This window comes from Sulfitobacter sp. 1A13679 (genome assembly GCF_043557115.1).
GTDB classification, from domain to species: Bacteria; Pseudomonadota; Alphaproteobacteria; order Rhodobacterales; family Rhodobacteraceae; genus Sulfitobacter; species Sulfitobacter faviae.
Genome location: NZ_JBIFFO010000001.1, coordinates 41,549 through 55,287, shown reverse-complemented (window position 1 = coordinate 55,287; position 13,739 = coordinate 41,549). Strand labels below are relative to the sequence as shown.

Below are 13,739 nucleotides of genomic sequence, written 5' to 3'. Positions count from 1 at the left end.
TGGTTTAGCCTTCGCTGGGGCCGATCATGAAGCAGCTGACGTTGCGCGCGGCCAGACGGCGGCAGGCGAGGTCGGCGCTTTCGCGGGACATGCCGAGGAAGTTCGCGTCAAAGCCTTGTGGGCGGCGCACGACTTTGCGCAGCGTGCCATCGAGGGTCGACATTTCGGCCAGTGCGGTTTTCAGTAGGACCTTCTCGGCGGCGTAGCGGCTGGGGAAACGGCCCACGTTCACGCCCCAGTGGCGCCCGCCGGAGGTGGAGACGCGGGTCACGATCTCTTGCTCTACCGCCTGTTGTACCGCCAGCGTCACGTCCTTGGGGCGCGGTTCGGGGCGGGGGGAGACTTTGGCGGTGGCGATGACGACCTCGGCCTCATTGGCCTCTGGGGTTGGCGCGGCGGCGGGCGGGGTTGGTGCCGTTTCAACCGCTTCGCGCAGCGCTGCGGTGATGTCGCTGTTGGAGACCACGCTCGTTGCCTCGGGCGCGGCGGCGGTGGCCACGACCACGACGTCGCTGCGGGGGCGCAGTTGCGGGCGTTTGGAGGTGGTGACGGCGCCGACGAGGCGGATCGTTTTGCCTGCGGCGCCGGGGGCGGTTTCCACATCGGCGTAGACGGGCGGGACCGGTTTGCGCAGCGGCGCGGAGGAGGGCGCGCGGCGGAAGCCGAGGTCCATAAGCTCGGCCACTTTGGCGTTGCGCGAGGCGGTGGATTTGCCGCCGAAGACGGTCACGATGATGCGCTCATTGCCCCGTTCGGCCGAGGCGGTGAGGTTGAAGCCGGCGGCGCGGGTGTAGCCGGTCTTGATGCCGTCCGCCCCTTTGTAGGACCCCAGAAACCGGCGGTTTGTATGGGAGACCTTGCGCACGCCTGCGTCGGCGGTGATGCGCGAGAAGAGGTTGTAGTATTGCGGGTAATCATAGAGCAGGTGGCGGCCCATGCGGGTCATGTCGCGGGCGGTGGAGAGGTGGCCGCTCTCGGTCAGCCCGTGCATGTTTTTGAACGTGGTGCGCGTCATGCCAAGCTGTTTGGCAGTGCGGTTCATCCGGCGGGCGAAGGCGGCCTCAGAACCACCGATGGCCTCGCCGATCGCGGTGGCGGCGTCATTGGCGGATTTTACGGCGGCGGCGCGGATGAGATAGCGTAGGGCGATCTTTTGGCCCGGGCGCATGCCCAATTTGCTGGGCGGCTCGGAGGCCGCGTTTTTCGAGATCGTCACTTGGGTATCGAGAGAGATTTCCCCCCGTTCGACCGCTTGGAAGGCGATGTAGAGGGTCATCATCTTGGTCAGGGAAGCCGGGTGCAGGCGGGTATCGGCATTCTCGGCGTGGATTTCTTTGCCGGTGCGAGCGTCGATGACATAGGCGGCGTAGGGGGCAGCGATCGCGCTGAGGGGCAGGAGAACCAGAACCCAGAGTGCTGCGAATAGAAATAGCCCGTAACGGGCCGGCTGAATGCGCCGAGCCTTCATATTTGCCTGCCTTTTACTGCCTCAGGCCGCCGATTTCTGGCTGACCATTTATTAATTGGTTCAAGGCTAGCATAGGACGCCGCATCGCGGAAGCCGTCGAATCCAGTGAATAGGGGAAAAAGGGGCGGATCTCTCCTCCAATATGTAGAGGCTTGCACACATCAACCCACTATAAGCGCGAATAAGGCAAGAATTGGGCATAAATTGGCCTGCAGTGCGGCATTTGCGGCGATGTGTCAGGGCGACTCAGGCGCGGGGGCGAGTCACCCTGACACGATCTTTTCGATCGTTTCTGGGAGGCCTGAGAGGTCGCTGATCTCGGCGAAACGGGGGGAATTGGTTGGCGCTTCGGCATGTTCCATTGCCCATGTGAGGTTGTGAGGCACATAGACGCCCCAGCCGCCTGCCGCGATCATCGGGCGCACGTCGGAGGCCATCGAGTTGCCAACCATCAGCCCCCGTTCGGCACCTTGGCCATGCTGCTCAAAAATGTGGCGATAGGCGGTTTCGGTCTTGTGAGAGACGATTTCGACCGCGTCGAACCTGTCGCGCAGGCCCGATTGGGCCAGTTTTCGCTCTTGGTCCAACAGGTCGCCTTTGGTCACCACGATGAGCCGGTAGTTGCCGCGCAGGTTTTCCAGCACGTCCTCGACATGGGGCAGCAATTCGATGGGATGGTCCAGCATCTCGCGCCCGGCGGCAAGCAGATCGCTGATCACCTCGGCGGGGACCTTGCCCTCTGTCACCTCGATCGCGGTCTCGATCATCGACAGGGTGAAGCCTTTGATTCCATAGCCGTAATGCGGCAGATTGCGCCGTTCGGCCTCCAGCAGCCGGGCCATCAGGTGGTCGCGTTCACTATGTTCGGCGAGAAGGGCTGCAAAACGGTCGTGAGAGAGTGCAAAGTAGCGTTCATTATGCCACAATGTGTCATCCGCATCGAAACCGATAGTGGTGAGTGCCCCGCCCATATGTGCTGCCTCTTTCCTAAATTGGTTCAGGGGTTATATAGACGGCTGCACGACGAACAAGCTCTACCCCCAGCCGCAGGAGCAGCAATGCACCGTGACGACGTGAAAGCAGATTGGACGATCCAGCCCGCAGGCCGGTCCGCGCCGGGCGCGTGGATGATGGCCGACGGCCCCAAGGATGACGACGACAGCGAGTTGCTGACCAAGACCCGCCCCAAGACCAAACGCCCGCCGCTCTACAAGGTGATGTTGCTGAACGACGATTTCACCCCGATGGAATTCGTGGTGCATGTCTTGGAACGTTTCTTTGGCCTGAACCACGCGCAGGCGTTCGAGATCATGTTGACGGTTCACAAGAAGGGGCTGGCCGTGGTTGGCGTCTTTAGCCACGAGATCGCGGAGACGAAAGTCGCGCAGGTGATGGATTTCGCCCGGCGTCACCAGCATCCGCTGCAATGCACCATGGAAAAAGAAGAATAACACGTGATTGATCCGCGACTGGAACTGGCCCTGAACGGCGGTGGGCTAGACCTGCCCGAAACTGGGGTGATCGCTGTTTTTCAGCCCCCTGTGGATGCGGATTTGGCCGGTCTTCCGCCCGAGCGTTGCAAGATCATTCACGACTTCAAACCTGCCTATGACGCATGGACGGCGCGGGGCTATCAGGCGGCGCATTCGATCGAGGGGCGCTATGCTGCGGCCATCGTCTGTCTGCCGCGCGCCAAACATGAGGCCCGCGCTTTGGTCGCTCAAGCTTGTGCTGTGAGCGATGGGCCGGTGGTGGTCGATGGGCAAAAGACCGATGGCGCGGATTCCATCCTGCGCGAGATGCGGGCGCGGGTGACGGTGCAGGGGCCGATCTCCAAGGCGCATGGCAAGCTTTACTGGATCGACGCGGGCGCGAGCGATTTTTTCACCGATTGGGAGGCTGGCCCGGCCCAGACCGAAGGCGGCTTTTGGACCGCGCCGGGGGTGTTCTCTGCCGATGGGGTCGATCTGGCCTCGGCGCTTTTGGTGGATGTGCTGCCCGATAACCTCGGGGCCGAAGTGGCCGATCTGGGGGCGGGCTGGGGGTTCCTTTCAGCGCATGTTCTGACGCGGCCCAAGGTGAAGACGGTGCATTTGGTCGAGGCCGGGCATATGGCGTTGGAATGTGCGCGCCATAACGTGACCGATGACCGCGCCGTGTTCCATTGGGAGGATGCCACCGAATGGCAGCCGCCGCACCGGATGGATACCGTGGTGATGAACCCGCCTTTCCACACAGGCCGCGCTGCCGAGCCGCAGATCGGTCAGGCCTTTGTCGCCGCGGCCGCGCGGATCCTTTCGGGGCAGGGCGATCTGTGGATGGTGGCCAACCGGCATCTGCCCTATGAGGCGGAACTGAAGAAACGCTTTGCTCAGGTGGCCGAGCTTGGAGGCGATGCGCGGTTCAAACTGTTCCACGCCACACGCCCGCTGACCCGGCGCCGCTGAGCCTTAAGGGGGTATCCCGATGTCATTCTCGATCTCTGGTAAAACAGCCATCATCACCGGCGCGGCGGACGGGATCGGCCTTGCTATCGCGCGGCATCTGGCCGACCGGGGCGCCAATGTGATGTGCGCCGATTCCAACGAGAAAAAGCTGATGGAAGAGTTGGGCGACACGCCGGACGACGGCAATATCCGCGTCTTTGCCGGTGATCTGCGCCAGCGGCTGACCATCGCCAACCTCGTCTCGGCCACGATCGACGCCTATGATCAGGTCGATATCCTCGTGAATGCCTCGCGGCAGGTGATGCCGACCGATCCGCTGGATGTGGAGGATGGCTCGGTCGAGACACTAATGCAGCAGAACCTGATGACGGCGCTGCAACTGTCACAGCAGGTGGCGCGGCGGATGATCAAACAGGCCGAGAGCCAGACCGAGGGGCAGGTGGGGTCGATCATCAACCTCAGTTCTATTGCGGCACAGCGCCACCAGCCGGATATGATGGGCTATGCCATCGCCTCGGCGGCGGTGCAGCAGATGACCCGCTCTCTAGCGCTGGTGTTGGCGCCGCGTCGGATACGGGTGAATGCGATCTCTTTCGGTTCGGTGATGAGCGCGTCCCTCCGCGCTGCCGTGGCCGAAAACCGCGATTGGCGCGACGACATCCGCGCGCATACGCCGCTTGGCCGGATCGCCGGGCCGAATGAGCTTTGCGAGGCGGTGCAATTCCTCGCCGCTGAAAGTTCGGGCTTCATGACGGGTGAGATCATGACCATCGACGGCGGGCGCACCCTGCTCGATGTGGTCTCGGCCCCCGCGCATTAAAGCGGAGGCAGCAGTTTTCTGCGGCAAAAGTGAAATCATCCAGATTTCGCCCTTGACCCCAATGCCAAGCTGCCTTATCCGACGCGCCACGGCGTTATAGCTCAGTTGGTTAGAGCGAACGACTCATAATCGTTAGGTCCCTGGTTCAAATCCAGGTAACGCCACCATCCCCCCCCCTTTGTTTCAGATGAACATCCGGCGTCAGCGCTGCTGCGTGCGCGCCGCGCTTGGGTTGCGCATGGGGCTGGAAGGGATAGAAGATAGCCCATGCCCCGCGCGGGTTTGAGCAGATGAAAGCAGCCTTATGACCACGGAAAACTTCGTTCACGAGATCAATGTCACTTGGGGCGATTGTGACCCGGCGCAGATCGCCTATACCGCGCGGCTGCCCTATTTCGCGCTGGACGCGATCAACGCATGGTGGGAGGCGCATTTCGACGGTGATGGCTGGTTTCAGCTTCAGATCGACCGCAATATCGGCACGCCTTTCGTCAACCTGTCGATGGATTTCCGCAGCCCGGTCACCCCGCGGCACAAGCTGATGTGCGAAACCTACCCAACACGGCTCGGCAATAAATCCATCACCTTCGGCATGAAGGCGCGGCAGAATGGGGTGCTGTGTTTCGAAGGGTCTTTCACCTGCGTCTTTACCATCGCGGATGTGTTCAAAAGCCAATCTGCGCCCGAAGAACTGGCTCGTGTGATCAAACCTTTGGTCCGCGCCGACCTTGCCTGAGGCAATTGCGCCGCGAGCAGTTGAAGTTCTCCCGATTGCAGCGTCTTATCGCGCTGCACATCGAGGGAGACGAAGATGACGATCAGGACTGCGGTAATCGGATTGGGGATCATGGGGCGGCGCATGGCCGAGAACATGGTGCTGCACCCTGACTTCACGGTCACCACCATGTGGGATCCCGACCCCGCGGCCTGCGCCGCCGCGCAAGAGGTCGCGCCGGAGGCGGTTGTCTCCGCCACGGCGTCCGAGGCGATGGCCGATGTCGATCTCGTTTACCTTGCCTGCCCACCCGTGCCGCGCAAAGCCTATGCGCTTGAGGCCGCAGCGGCGGGCAAGGCGATCTTCCTCGAAAAGCCGCTAGGCGTGGACATCGCCGAGAGCCGCGCCTTGGTGGCCGCGTTGCAGGCCGCAGGCGTTCCGGCGGCGGTGAATTTCACACAAGCGGCGGGGGCGGCGCTGACCGATCTGACGCGGTCGATCCGTGAGGGCGCGCTCGGTGATCTTTGCGGCATCGACATCATCGTGACCTATCCGGCTTGGCCCCGCGCGTGGCAGGTCGATGCCGATTGGCTGCGCTTTGCCGCTGAGGGGGGCATGACGCGCGAGGTGATCTCGCATTTCCTGTTCCTGAGCGAGCGGGTGTTGGGGCCGCTGACCCTGCAGTGGGCCCATGCGGAATACCCCGATGACAAGCTCTGCGAGACCCATGTGGCAGCGCGCTTGGTCAATGCCGAGGGCTTACCGGTTTCGATCCTCGGCTCTGTCGGCGGCGCGCAGCCGGACCGGCAGGAGGTGACGGTGAAAGGCGCGAAGGCCAGCCGCCGCATCTCGGAATTTTCCATCGATACCGTCTCGACCGGTGAGGATTTCGCGCCGACCAGCGACGCCCTCGCCGACACCCGCGCCACCAGCCTCAAGGCGCAGCTTGACGACATGGCGCTGCTGATGGCGGGCAAGGCCAGCCGTCTGGCCACGCCAGAGGAAGCGCTGCGGGTGCAAGAACTGATCGAAGGCATCTTGGCCAACCGGGGGGTGCAGTCATGACCGCCACGCTGCAATCTTCGCCCGAGACCTGCCATTGGGGCTATTTCGAGGCCAGCCGCCCGCCCGCGCTGACCATCCAAAGCGGGGAAGAGGTGATCATCAACACCGTCTCAGGCGCGCCCAATTGCCTGCCGCCCGAGGGCTTCCACGTCCCGCCCGAACTCTACGACATCCACAAAGCAGGCCCGCCGCCGATGCCGGGCCATATCCTGACCGGGCCGGTCGCCGTCGAAGGCGCGATGCCCGGCGATGTGCTGAAGGTCGAAATCCTTGATGTCGCGCTGCGGCAGGACTGGGGGTATAACTTCATCCGCCCCTTGGCAGGCACGCTGCCGCAGGATTTCCCCGAGACCTATCACAGCAATATCCCGCTGGATGCAGAGCGGGGCGTCGCCCGGCTGCCTTGGGGGCTGGAGCTGCCCTTGGCCCCGTTCTTTGGCGTGATGGCCGTGGCGCCGCCGCCCGAATGGGGCCGGATCGCCACCATTGAGCCGCGCAAGCATGGGGGCAATCTTGACAACAAGGAACTGGGGGCGGGCAGCACGCTTTACCTGCCGGTCTTCAACGAAGGGGCGCTGTTTTCCTGCGGGGATGGGCATGGCGCGCAGGGCGATGGCGAAGTCTGCGTCACGGCGATTGAGACCGCGCTACAGGGGCGTTTCCGTCTGACCGTGTTGAAGGACCGCGCGCTTAGCTATCCGCAGGCCGAAACGCCGAGCCATGTGATTACCATGGGCATGGCCCCCGACCTCGACCGCTGTGCTGAGATGGCCCTGCGCGAAATGATCGCATTGGTCTCTGCACGCGCGGGGATCAGCCGCGAGGATGCCTATGTGCTCTGTTCGCTGGCGGGGGATCTGCGCATCACCCAGACGGTGAACCGTGAAAAGGGCGTGCATATGATGATGGCGAAAGAGTTGATCGGCGTTTAACTGCGCCGCCGCGCCAAGAAAAAGGGCCGCATCGCTGCGGCCCTTTCGCGTGTCTAGCTAGCGGTAGATCACTCTTCCGCCCAAGCCATCCGCGCCGGGTGGTATTCGAACCCGATGTGATGCGCGGCACCCACCAGCCCCTCGCGGGTGTGGTTGTAGAGCGAGCGCCAGTAAGGCTGGATCGTGACGCCATCGTCTTGCAGCATCTTCTCACCCTTCGCCATGATCTCGCGCCGTGCTTCGACATCCGCCGTGGCCAGCGCCTCAGAGAGCAAGGCGTCGAATTCGGGGTTGGCATAGCCGAACTCGTTCCACGCCTCGCCCGAGCGGTAGGCCAGCGCCCAGATTTGCACGCCCAGAGGCCGCGCGTTCCAGTTGGTGGAGGAGAAGGGATATTTCACCCAGTCGTTCCAGAAGGTGGAGCCGGGCAGGATGGTGCGTTTGACCTTGATGCCTGCGTCGCGCAGTTGGGCTGCCACGGCATCGGTGGTGTCTTTGCGCCATGCATCGTCGATCGAGAAGAGCTCATGCTCGTAATCCGCCATGCCCGCCTCTTCCATCAGCGCGCGGGCGGCTTCGGGGTCGGTCTTGGGCGGCTCGACTTCAGCGTATTCGGGATGCATCGGGCCGACATGGTGGTTCTCGGCAACGATCCCGCGCCCGGCATAGCCCAGTTCCAGTAGAACCGCATTGTCGACGGCAAGTTGCAGCGCGTTGCGCACGCGCTTGTCTTCATAGGGTTTCATGCCATCGACTTCGGCCAATTGGTTGGGGCGGATCACGATGGTCGCCGCCGTGGCGATCTCATTCTCGACCCAGCCGTCAAGCGTGCTCATCACGTCGATATATTCGCCTTCCATGGAGTAGAAAGCGTCGACCTCTTCGGCCTCGGCCGCGGCGATCCATGCGGAGGGGTCGGTGCCGTAGTCGATGTATTCCAAGCGATCAATGTAAGGCCCGCCGAAGACTTCAGTGCCCCACCAAGTGTGATCGGGGTTCTTGACCAGCACGCTTTTCACGCCAACTTCGAGCGACTCAGGCAGGTAGGGGCCGGTGCCTTTGGGGTTTTCCAGCATCGTGTCGGGGTCGAACCCTTCGGGCGTGATGGCGGCGGGGTAGTCGGCCATGCCGGGGATCAGCGTGATGTCGGATTTGGGCAGCGTGAGCTTGACGGTGTGGTCGTCCACCACCTCGATCGCGCCTTCGATGGCCTTGCCGGTTTCCTCATCCACCAGCGTGGCGAAACGGCCCGCCATGGAGTTGCCTTCGAGCGACTTGTCGCACCAGCCTTCGATGTTGCGTGCCACGTCCTGCGCGGTGAAGGCGGTGCCGTCGTTCCACGTCACGCCCTTGCGGACGTTCAGCGTGTATTCGGTGGCGTCGTCGTTGATCTCCCAGCTTTCCAGCAGGCCGGGGGTGAAGGTGCCATCATTCTCCCAGATGGCGAGGTATTCCAGCCAGCCACGGCTGAAGTTCGCGATCTGCGACCAGTCATAGGTGCGCGGGTCTTTCAGGGCACGCACCTCCATCTGCATCCGCACGGTGCCGCCTTCCTTGAGGTTGGCATGGGCCGCCGCACGCGCGGGCGCGGCCATGCCAAGCATCCCGTAGGCTGTGGCGGACGTGGCCCCGAAGGCGCTCGCAATCGCCAGAAACTCGCGTCTGCTGACGGGGTCTTTCTTGGCGTTCTCGGCTGATGTCAGCACGGATTGCGGCAGCGGTTTTCCGGTGCGTGTCAAAAATTCCATGATTTTCCTCTCTGTTGGTGCGTTGGCCGGGCCATCGCGGATCCCCACTTTGCACGGTGGGGCAGGTGATGCAGTTGACCTGCTTTTGTCGCCTCTTGAGGTGGGCGCGGGGTGTTTAGTCTGCCGATCAGGCGCGTTGCGTCAAGCCTGTCGCGGGAAGTTGAGCAGTAAGCTAGCGCAGGAAAGCCGCCCGGCAAGCGCGGGCATGGGGGAAAAGTGCTGTGAGGCTGGCGGGTTAGGCCAGATCGCGCGCGGCTTTGAAAAGCGCCGCAAGCCGGGCCGGGTCGCCGAGTTCATTGGCCAGCATCAGAACCAATCGGGCGTTGAGGGCGTGGCTTTCTGCCTCGCTCAGCCCTTCGTGGGCGGCCATGAGGGCGGCATAGATGCTGTCGCCCTCGGTGCCGAGGTTGTCTTCAAGGATCATGCGGTGGCTCCTTTCGCACGGTCAAAGGCGCGGGCTATCGCGGCGTTGTCGGGCCGGTCGAAGACCGCGCAGACATGGCCATCGGGGCGCAGCAGATAGAGGAAACCGCTGCCATAGCGCCGCTGCGCGTGGCCGGCCTTGCCCTGAAAGCAGGGGTAAGCATCATGGGATTGATCGATGCCGATCCGCGCAAGGCCGGGCAGGTCGGGGGCGGTGATCTCGCCCACGGCGAGCAGGGTGAACTGGCCCTGAACCGCGCCCAACAGCCAGCAATCCCCCGCAGGCCCGGCCAACGGCGCGTCGATCAATGCGCTGCCGGGGCGCAGGGGCGCATCGCCTGCGGTTTGCAGCGGGCTATGGGCCAGCGTGCAGGGCTGCGACAGCCGGCCTGAGTTAATCAGTTTGCGCGCGAAAGGTTGCTTTGCTGCAAGGGTTAGCACCTCGTTGCGAAACAGGGTCTCGATCGGGGATTTCGGCGTCATGAAATTGGTCGCGCGGGCGGAGTTGCGCATGTTCTCATCCGCGCCATGGCCGCGTTCGAAGTCATAGCTCCCAATCAGGCTTGGCGGCGCTTCGCCCTGCACCACAGCGGCCAGTTTCCAGCCAAGGTTGTCGACATCCTGCACCCCGCCATTGCCGCCCCGCGCCCCGAAGGGGCTGACCACATGGGCGCTGTCGCCGACAAAGACAACGCGATCATGCACGAACCTCTCCAGCCGCGCGCAGCGGAACTTATAGACGCTCATCCAATCCAGCCGGAACGGCGCGTCGCCGAGCATCTGCTTCAGCCGCGGCACGACCTTCTCTTCGGTCGCCTCGGCTTTTGGGTCGGTCTCTGGCCCCAGTTGCAGGTCTATGCGGTAGATGTTGTCGGGCTGTTTGTGCAGCAGCGCGGATTGGCCGTTGTGAAAGGGCGGGGCGAACCAGAACCACCGCTCGGGCGTGTCATGGTCGCCGAAGGGGGAAGTCTCCATCTCTACATCGGCGATGAGGAAATGTTCGTCAAAGCTCTGCCCCTCGAAGGGCAGGTTCATCCGTTTGCGCGTGGCCGAGCCTGCGCCATCGCAGGCGATGTACCAGTCGGTTTCCAGTTGGTAGGGGCCATCCGGCGTCTCGACCGTCAGTTCAACATGGTCGGCGTGGCCCTTGTGATCGGTGACCTTGTTGAGAAAACGCAGGTCGATCAGATCGGGGAACTCCTGCGCGCGTTCAATGAGATACTCTTCGACGTAGTATTGTTGAAGGTTCACGAAGGCCGGGTATTTATGCCCCGGCTCCGGCAGCAGGTCGAAGTTATAGACCTCCTGTTCCCCGTGAAACTGGCGGCCTACTTTCCACGTCACGCCCTTTTCCAGCATCCGCTCACCGATGCCGAGCCTGTCGAAAATCTCCAACGTCCGTTTCGCCCAGCAGATCGCGCGAGAGCCGAGGGAGACGACGTTGTTGTCATCCAGCACGACCGATTTGACCCCGCGCAGGGCCAAGTCCACGGCCATCGACAGGCCGATAGGGCCAGCGCCTACGATCACCACCGGATGCCGCGGCTCGGGCGCGGTCAGACCGGCTGGGGGGCTGTAGGGGAAGGGGGTGTAGGCATAGGCCATGGCGGTATCCTCAGAGAAAGGCGCGCAAGAGCAGCAGGGCCAGCAAGGCCAGCGACACCAGCGCCACCCGGCGGCGCGCACCGCGGTATTCGGGCGCGCGCAGCATCTTTGACCAAACCTGCGCGGCATCGCGCAGCCCGGCGTAGGGCTGCCCGCTGCGGCGCGCCGCATGGCGGCGGTGCTCCATCACCAGCACGAAGACCAGATAGAACCAGAGCGCCAGCGCCAGAACAATCAGGGCAGGAAGAAGCGCGGACAGGGACATCAGTCCGACAGCGCCTCCCACATCTCTTTGTCGCGCGCCGCCGTCCAGATGCGCGGCGTGTCGATGTCCAGCGCCTCGTCATAGGCGCGGGCGACGTTGAAGGGCAGGCAGTGCTCATAGATCGCATAGTCGCCGAACTTCGGATCGCATTCGGCGCGCACGGCGTCCCAAGCCTCTTTCAAGGTGCCGCCGCGCAGGGCGACGCGGGCCGCCGGGCGGTAGGTGGAGCGGACAAAGTCTGCGGTGCTGTCGATCGCGGCATTGACCATCTCGCGGCCCACCAGCGCGTCGCCGCGACCCGGCGCGATGGCGTCGAGGTCGAAGGCGCGGATGCGTTCCAGCGTGCCGGGCCAGTCGTGAAAATGCCCATCACCGCAGTAGCAGGCGGAGTGGTATTCGACGATGTCGCCGGTGAACATGACGTTCTGATCGGGCACATAGATCACCGCATCACCCGCCGTATGGGCGCGGCCCAACTGCATGATATCGACCCGGCGTTTGCCGAGATAGACGCTCATGCGGCCGTTAAAGGTGGTCGTGGGGTAGGTCAGGCCGGGGATGCTCTCATGGCCCTCAAACAGACGCGGGAAACGCTCGAACTCGCTGTCCCAATCCTCTTGGCCGCGTTCGGCGACCATGGCGCGGGCCTTTTCGGACATGATGATTTGCGGCGCGCCGAAGGCCGACGCCCCGAGCACGCGCACGGCGTGGTAATGGGTCAGCACCAGATGGCTGATCGGTTTGTCGGTGACCGAGCGGACGCATTCGATGACCTTATTCGCCAATCGCGGTGTCGCCTGTGCTTCGATGATCATCACGCTGTCGTCGCCGATGATCACGCCCGAGTTCGGATCGCCCTCGGCGGTGAAGGCGTAGAGACCCTCGCCTACCTCTGTGAAGGAAATTTCCTTTTCGGTCATGTCGCCTTGGGATGCAAATTGCTTGGCCATGTGTTGTCCTTCTGTCTTGGTTCTTCAGCGCGGAAGCGTCGCTTGTTCAGGAAAAGTCGATTGCCGGGCGGACCTTGCCGGTGCAGCTGCCAAAGCCCACGCGAAAGCCATCGCCCTGCGCGTGGCCGGTGAGGGTCAGCGTATCGCCGTCTTCGACAAAGCTGCGGGTGCTGCCGTCGGCGAGGGTGATCGGCTCTTTGCCGCCCCATGACAGTTCCAGCAGCGACCCGCGCTGCGATTTCTCGGGGCCGGAGATCGTGCCGGAACCGAGCAGATCGCCCGCGTTCATCGCACAGCCCGAAGAGGCATGATGCGTCAACTGCTGCGCGGCGGAGTAATACATCTCGCGATAATTGGTGCGGGCGATTTCCTCGGCCTCGCCGCCCTCGGGCTGGAGCATCACCGACAGGTCGATGTCATAAAGGCCGGGTTTGCTCTCGCGCAGATAGGGCAGCAGGTCTTTCTCCCGCGCGGGTGTCGGGGTGCGGAAGGGCTCCAACGCATCGCGGGTCACGATCCAAGGGGAGATCGAGGTGGCGAATGCTTTGGCCTGAAACGGGCCGAGCGGTTGGTATTCCCACGCCTGAATGTCCCGCGCCGACCAGTCGTTCAGCAGGACATAGCCAAAGATCATCTCATCCGCCGCGTCTATGTGGATCGGCTGGCCCATCTCGGTCGAGGTGCCGACGATCGCGCCCATCTCCAACTCGATATCGAGTTTCTGGCAGGGGCCGAAATGCGGCGCTTCGGCCTCGGGGGCTTTCAACTGGCCGTTGGGCCGCGTGATCTCGGTCCCCGAGACGACGACGGTGGAGGCGCGGCCATTGTAGCCGATGGGGATGTGCAGCCAATTCGGCGGCAGGGCGTTCTCGGCCCCGCGAAACATGGTGCCGACATTCGTGGCGTGATGCTTGCCCGCGTAGAAATCCGTGTATTCGGAAACCATCATCGGCATGTGCAACTGCGCGGCCTCCATCGGCACCAGATGGGGCGCCACAGCCGCCTGATCGGGCGCATCGGCGCTGAGCAGTTCGATCAGCCGGGAGCGCAAGGAAGCCCAAGCCGTGGGGCCAAGGTCCATTACATCGTTCCAATAGGGCACATCGAACACCGGCTCTTCGGCGAGGGTGATCAGCCTCTCTTCCTCCAGCGCGGCCATGTCCACGATCTGATCGCCAATGGCCACGCCGCAGCGCGCCTCAAGCCGGTTGGTCGAAAAGACGCCGTAGGGCAGGTTGTTCAGCGGGAAATCGGTGGTGGCCGAATTGGCGCTTTCCACCCAAGAGGTCATCAGGGTCATA

Annotated in this window: 14 protein-coding genes and 1 tRNA gene; 7 read left to right on the top strand and 8 right to left on the bottom strand. The window is 63.2% G+C overall.

From position 1 onward, the window contains the following. Window positions 1-4: 4 nt before the first annotated feature. Together ACGYLA_RS00320 and ACGYLA_RS00315 are read right to left on the bottom strand one after the other, a co-directional pair. Window positions 5-1,468, bottom strand: a complete 1,464-nt coding sequence (locus ACGYLA_RS00320; protein ID WP_394429405.1) for a D-alanyl-D-alanine carboxypeptidase family protein — start codon at window positions 1,466-1,468, stop codon at window positions 5-7. Between the two features lie 263 nt (window positions 1,469-1,731). Continuing rightward, complete coding sequence (locus ACGYLA_RS00315) at window positions 1,732-2,439, bottom strand: HAD family hydrolase (RefSeq protein WP_394429403.1); 708 nt, start codon at window positions 2,437-2,439, stop codon at window positions 1,732-1,734. 156 nt (window positions 2,440-2,595) lie between these two features. Between ACGYLA_RS00315 and clpS the strand changes: the two genes are divergently transcribed. From clpS to ACGYLA_RS00280, 7 genes are all read left to right on the top strand, one after another. Continuing rightward, the gene (gene clpS / locus ACGYLA_RS00310; RefSeq protein WP_067268646.1) at window positions 2,596-2,919 is read left to right on the top strand and encodes an ATP-dependent Clp protease adapter ClpS; all 324 of its coding nucleotides are present in this window, start codon (window positions 2,596-2,598) and stop codon (window positions 2,917-2,919) included. A gap of 3 nt (window positions 2,920-2,922) precedes the next feature. Next, window positions 2,923-3,915, top strand: a complete 993-nt coding sequence (locus tag ACGYLA_RS00305; RefSeq protein WP_394429401.1) for a class I SAM-dependent methyltransferase — start codon at window positions 2,923-2,925, stop codon at window positions 3,913-3,915. 19 nt (window positions 3,916-3,934) lie between these two features. Next, window positions 3,935-4,735: an SDR family NAD(P)-dependent oxidoreductase gene (locus tag ACGYLA_RS00300; RefSeq protein ID WP_394429399.1), complete on the top strand. Its 801-nt coding sequence runs from the start codon at window positions 3,935-3,937 to the stop codon at window positions 4,733-4,735. A gap of 90 nt (window positions 4,736-4,825) precedes the next feature. Continuing rightward, a tRNA-Met gene (locus ACGYLA_RS00295) sits at window positions 4,826-4,902 on the top strand. Window positions 4,903-5,039: 137 nt separating this feature from the next. Continuing rightward, a complete protein-coding gene (locus ACGYLA_RS00290) occupies window positions 5,040-5,471 on the top strand; it encodes a thioesterase family protein (protein ID WP_067268618.1) in 432 nt (143 codons plus the stop codon). 75 nt (window positions 5,472-5,546) lie between these two features. Then, a complete protein-coding gene (locus ACGYLA_RS00285; protein WP_394429397.1) occupies window positions 5,547-6,515 on the top strand; it encodes a Gfo/Idh/MocA family protein in 969 nt (322 codons plus the stop codon). Continuing rightward, window positions 6,512-7,447 (top strand): acetamidase/formamidase family protein, encoded by a 936-nt coding sequence (locus ACGYLA_RS00280; protein ID WP_394429395.1) that lies wholly within the window; start codon window positions 6,512-6,514, stop codon window positions 7,445-7,447. The genes ACGYLA_RS00285 and ACGYLA_RS00280 overlap by 4 nt, the downstream gene beginning before the upstream one ends. Window positions 7,448-7,515: 68 nt before the next feature. Here the strand turns inward: ACGYLA_RS00280 and ACGYLA_RS00275 are convergent, their stop codons facing one another. The 6 genes from ACGYLA_RS00275 to fahA all read right to left on the bottom strand — a co-directional run bounded on the left by ACGYLA_RS00275 (window position 7,516) and on the right by fahA (window position 13,738). Then, window positions 7,516-9,195, bottom strand: a complete 1,680-nt coding sequence (locus tag ACGYLA_RS00275) for an ABC transporter substrate-binding protein (protein WP_394429393.1) — start codon at window positions 9,193-9,195, stop codon at window positions 7,516-7,518. Between the two features lie 235 nt (window positions 9,196-9,430). Then, a complete protein-coding gene (locus tag ACGYLA_RS00270) occupies window positions 9,431-9,619 on the bottom strand; it encodes a DUF2783 domain-containing protein (protein WP_394429391.1) in 189 nt (62 codons plus the stop codon). Further along, window positions 9,616-11,223 carry an FAD-dependent oxidoreductase gene (locus ACGYLA_RS00265; RefSeq protein WP_394429389.1) on the bottom strand — a complete coding sequence of 536 codons (1,608 nt, stop codon included), beginning with the start codon at window positions 11,221-11,223 and terminating at the stop codon, window positions 9,616-9,618. Before ACGYLA_RS00265 ends, ACGYLA_RS00270 begins: the two co-directional genes overlap by 4 nt. Window positions 11,224-11,233: 10 nt before the next feature. Further along, the gene (locus ACGYLA_RS00260) at window positions 11,234-11,488 is read right to left on the bottom strand and encodes a hypothetical protein (RefSeq protein WP_394429387.1); all 255 of its coding nucleotides are present in this window, start codon (window positions 11,486-11,488) and stop codon (window positions 11,234-11,236) included. Further along, complete coding sequence (locus ACGYLA_RS00255) at window positions 11,488-12,438, bottom strand: MBL fold metallo-hydrolase (RefSeq protein WP_394429385.1); 951 nt, start codon at window positions 12,436-12,438, stop codon at window positions 11,488-11,490. The genes ACGYLA_RS00260 and ACGYLA_RS00255 overlap by 1 nt, the downstream gene beginning before the upstream one ends. A gap of 46 nt (window positions 12,439-12,484) precedes the next feature. Beyond that, window positions 12,485-13,738 (bottom strand): fumarylacetoacetase, encoded by a 1,254-nt coding sequence (gene fahA / locus ACGYLA_RS00250; RefSeq protein ID WP_394429383.1) that lies wholly within the window; start codon window positions 13,736-13,738, stop codon window positions 12,485-12,487. Window position 13,739: the final 1 nt, after the last annotated feature.